The organism is Kitasatospora sp. NPDC057512 (assembly GCF_042802135.1).
GTDB lineage: Bacteria > Actinomycetota > Actinomycetes > Streptomycetales > Streptomycetaceae > Kitasatospora.
In genome coordinates this window covers 1-3,170 of the sequence record NZ_JBHVET010000874.1, presented here as the reverse complement: position 1 = coordinate 3,170, position 3,170 = coordinate 1, and the positions used below count along the sequence as shown (strand labels likewise).

General features: G+C 72.4%; 4 protein-coding genes. All 4 read left to right on the top strand.

The features are described 5' to 3' along the window. Nucleotides 1–150: 150 nt before the first annotated feature. The 4 genes from ACFU6K_RS35120 to truB all read left to right on the top strand — a co-directional run bounded on the left by ACFU6K_RS35120 (nt 151) and on the right by truB (nt 3,111). Nucleotides 151–447: a DUF503 domain-containing protein gene (locus ACFU6K_RS35120; RefSeq protein WP_030289887.1), complete on the top strand. Its 297-nt coding sequence runs from the start codon at nt 151–153 to the stop codon at nt 445–447. 152 nt (nt 448–599) lie between these two features. Further along, entirely contained in the window at nt 600–1,040 is a 441-nt protein-coding gene (gene rbfA / locus ACFU6K_RS35115) for a 30S ribosome-binding factor RbfA (RefSeq protein WP_380670094.1), read from the top strand. 2 nt (nt 1,041–1,042) lie between these two features. Next, the gene (locus tag ACFU6K_RS35110) at nt 1,043–2,146 is read left to right on the top strand and encodes a bifunctional oligoribonuclease/PAP phosphatase NrnA (protein ID WP_380670092.1); all 1,104 of its coding nucleotides are present in this window, start codon (nt 1,043–1,045) and stop codon (nt 2,144–2,146) included. A 35-nt stretch (nt 2,147–2,181) separates the two neighbouring features. Next, nucleotides 2,182–3,111: a tRNA pseudouridine(55) synthase TruB gene (gene truB, locus ACFU6K_RS35105; protein ID WP_380670090.1), complete on the top strand. Its 930-nt coding sequence runs from the start codon at nt 2,182–2,184 to the stop codon at nt 3,109–3,111. Nucleotides 3,112–3,170 lie beyond the last annotated feature (59 nt).

Genomic DNA, 3,170 nt, shown 5'->3' with positions numbered 1-3,170 from the left:
GACACCGCAGCGGGGGCGGGTCGACGGGTGGTATTTCCGTCGACCGGCCCCGGTCTCGCTGTGTAGGGTCCGGGGTAGTCACACGTCGTGGCACCAGCCCGGTTCCGGGCTGCTCCCCGAGGCCTTCCAGGTCGGCGAGACCTGTCATACATGTTCGTGGGAACACTCACCTTCGACCTGCTGCTGGGCGACGTCCACTCGCTCAAGGAGAAGCGTTCGATCGTGCGGCCCATCGTGGCCGAACTGCAGCGCAAGTACAGCGTGTGCGCTGCCGAGACCGGGAACCAGGACCTGCACCGCCGGGCCGAGATCGGCCTCGCGGTGGTCTCCGGCGAAGCCGGGTACGTCACCGAGGTCCTGGACAGCTGTGAGCGGTTGGTCGCCGGCCGCCCCGAGGTGCAACTCCTCTCCGCGAGGAGGCGCTACCACAACGACGACGACGAATGAGGACCGTGGAGCCGGCCGACGGAAGTCGCCGTTCTCACACGGATCAGGACCGAGAGCGCCCGCAAGGCCGGGCGCGGGCCGGTACTTTGGGGCGTGGGCCCCGACGGGTGCGCAGCTCGCCCGGGTACTGGCCCACTGCACGAGGAGGCAACGTGACCGACACCGCGAGGGCGCGCAAGCTCGCAGACCGCATCCAGGTGGTCGTCGCCCAGACCCTGGAGCGGCGGATCAAGGACCCCCGACTGGGGTTCGTGACCATCACCGACACCCGGGTGACCGGAGACCTGCGCGAGGCCACCGTCTTCTACACCGTCTTCGGTGACGAGACCGAGCGCGAGGCCACTGCGGCCGCGCTGGAGAGCGCCAAGGGCGTGATCCGCTCCGAGGTCGGCAAGATCGGGGTGCGCTTCACCCCGACGCTGACCTTCGTCGCGGACGCGCTGCCGGACAACGCCCGGAACATCGACGACCTGCTCGACCGGGCCCGCAGCTCGGACGCCGCCGTGCGCACCCGGGCCGCCGGGGCGAGCTACGCCGGCGAGGCGGACCCGTACCGGGTTCCGGCGGCCGAGCGTGACGACGAGGACGAGTAGTCATGGCGGGTGAGCCGGCGCAGGCCGCCTCGCGAGCCGGATCGACCACGGGGGCGTCCTCCACCAGCACGGTGGAGGGTGCCCTCGTGGCGCTTCCGGGCCCGCGCGCCGAGGAGAGCGGGTTCGAGCTGCTCTGGCAGCAGGTGGTGGCGGAGATCGGTCGGGCCCGTTCGATCGACCTGATCTGCCACATCTGCCCGGACGGCGACGCGCTGGGCTCCTCGCTGGCGGCGGCGCTGGCGCTGCGCGGGCTCGGCAAGCAGGTGCGGGTCTCCTTCGGCGACGACCCGCAGGTCGTGCCCGAGTCGCTGGCCTTCCTGCCCGGGCAGGAGCTGATCGTGCCGGCCGTCGAGGTGCCGGACGTGCCGGAACTGGTGCTCTGCTTCGACGTGGCCGCGGAGAGCAGGCTCGGTCTGCTGCACGCCAAGGCCTTCGCCGCGCCCGTCCTGGCGGTGTTCGACCACCACGCCTCCAACCCGGGCTTCGGCACCCACCAGCTGATCGATCCGACCGCGCCGGCCACCGCCGTGCTGGTCGACGAGCTGCTGCGCCGGCTCGGCGTGGAGCTGGACCAGGAGCTGGCCACCTGCCTCTACACCGGTGTCGCCACCGACACCGGCTCGTTCAAGTACCGGGCCACCACGCCCGCCACCCACGAGCTGGCCGCCCGGCTGCTGGCCACCGGCATCCGGCACGACCTGATCGCCCGGCAGCTGTGGGACACCTCCTCCTTCGGCTACCTCAAGGTGCTCGCGGGCGCGCTCGACCGGGCCGTCTACGAGCCGGAGGCGGCGGACGGGCTGGGCCTGGTGTGGACCTGGGTGCCGTACCAGGACCTCGCGCTGTTCAGCGTCACGGTCGAGGAGATCGAGGGGCTGATCGACATCCTGCGCCGCCCGGCCGAGGCCGAGGTGGCGCTGGTGCTCAAGCAGGACCCGGACGGCACGCTGCGCGGCTCCTCGCGTTCCAAGGGCGCGGTGGACGTCGCCGCGGCCTGCGCCGAACTGGGCGGCGGGGGGCACGTCTTCGCGGCCGGATTCAGCGTCCGGCAGGACGTGGCCGCGGTGGTCGAGCGGTTCCGGGGCGCCCTGCGACCGGTACGTTGATCATCTCTGCTGTTGTTGTTGAGAGAAAGAACCCGATGAAGCGCAAAGGCACCGGCCCGGACGGCCTGGTGATCGTCGACAAGCCCGAGGGCATCACGTCGCACGGGGTCGTCGCCAAGCTGCGGTGGCTGGCCGGGACCCGGAAGGTCGGGCACGCCGGCACCCTGGACCCGATGGCCACCGGCGTCCTGGTGATCGGGGTCGAGCGGGCCACCCGGCTGCTCGGCCACCTGATGCTCACCGCCAAGACCTACGAGGCGACCATCCGGCTCGGCCAGACCACCGTCACCGACGACCGCGAGGGCGAGGTCACCGCCTCGGCCCCGGCGGACGCGGTCACCCGGGAGGCGATCGACGCCGGGATCGCGGCGCTCACCGGCGAGATCATGCAGGTGCCGTCCAAGGTCAGCGCGATCAAGATCGACGGCAAGCGCTCGTACGCGCGGGTGCGCGAGGGCGAGGACTTCGAGATCGCGGCCCGGCCGACCACGATCCACTCCTTCACCGTGCACGGGCAGCGCGCGGCGGTCGCCGAGGACGGCACGCCGGTGATCGACCTGGACGTCACCGTCGAGTGCTCCTCCGGCACCTACATCCGGGCGCTGGCCCGGGACCTGGGCGCCGGGCTGGGCGTCGGCGGGCACCTGACCGCGCTGCGGCGCACCAGGGTCGGGCCGTACGGGGTGGAGTCGGCGCGCACCCTGGAGCAGCTGGAGGCCGACGTCACCGGCGAGTCCGCCAAGGGTCTCGAAGTGCTGCCGATCGGAGAGGCTGCGGCGGCCGCCTTCCCGCGCTGGGACCTGGACGAGGCCTCGGCGGAGAAGCTGTCGCACGGCGCCCGGCTGAAGGCGCCCGGGATGGGCGTGGACGGGCCGATCGCGGTGTTCGGGCCGGACGGGCGCTTCCTCGCGCTGGTCGAGGAGAAGGGCGGGCAGGCGAAGCCGGTCGCGGTCTTCGTCGGCTGACGTCCCCCGCTCTTCGGAGCCTGTTCGGAGCCCCCGTCGGGAATCGTCCCGACGGGGGC